Origin of the sequence: Arsukibacterium sp. MJ3 (assembly GCF_000987765.1) — a bacterium.
Lineage (GTDB): Bacteria > Pseudomonadota > Gammaproteobacteria > Enterobacterales > Alteromonadaceae > Alishewanella.
The window spans coordinates 1-707 of the sequence record NZ_LAHP01000099.1 but is presented as its reverse complement, the minus strand read 5'-3'; the positions used below and the strand labels follow the sequence as shown (position 1 = coordinate 707).

Genomic DNA, 707 nt, shown 5'->3' with positions numbered 1-707 from the left:
TAGCATCAGTATGATCACCGCCAGCGCGACCCCAGCTAATCAGTGAGTCGTTTACAATTTGATTGGCGTTAACGCCATTAAATGTAGCGCCAAGCCACTGAGTAGTCACAATATTAGACCACTCTATAACTGCTGCTTGGGTAAATGGCGCGACCAATAATGCGGCACCCGCCACCATCCCCTTGGTAAATTTGTTCATGATAATCTCCTTGATGGAACAAAAGGGCGAATTACCACTAGTATTCGCGTTCTACTAGGTAAAGCATTATTTAGGCCAACTTTTACACCCCTGTTTTTGTTAATATTTAACATTTATGAATATATTATGTGTAAATCTTTATGACAATAACAACTACTTTTAACAGGTACAGACAAGTGGTGTCATAACCCTTCTGACAATTTTCTGGTAGAAAAATATTTTTTTGATATTATTGCGCCGTAGTTTATAGCTAGCACAAATCATAACTAATTTAGCGAGTGCCGTTGCGCTGTAATTTCTGCTGCAACGGTTTACCAACCCCGTTCCGGCCTGCCGGAGATTTACGTGAGAATAGAGTATGTCTGCAGAGACCTTGATGGATAATCTAGCCGAACCTGTTGCTGGCTTATTGTTAATTGGCAGCCCAAAAGCAGCACTGTTTAATCTGGGTGAAACCTCGGTACGGGTAATGCAAGATGAAACCATTGGCTGGTTAATTTTAGTCTGT

1 pseudogene is annotated in these 707 nt (G+C 41.3%); it reads right to left on the bottom strand.

Annotation, left to right across the window (positions count from 1 at the left end):
• Nucleotides 1-199, bottom strand: a pseudogene (locus VT06_RS16950) (PEP-CTERM sorting domain-containing protein); the annotation flags it as partial.
• Nucleotides 200-707 lie beyond the last annotated feature (508 nt).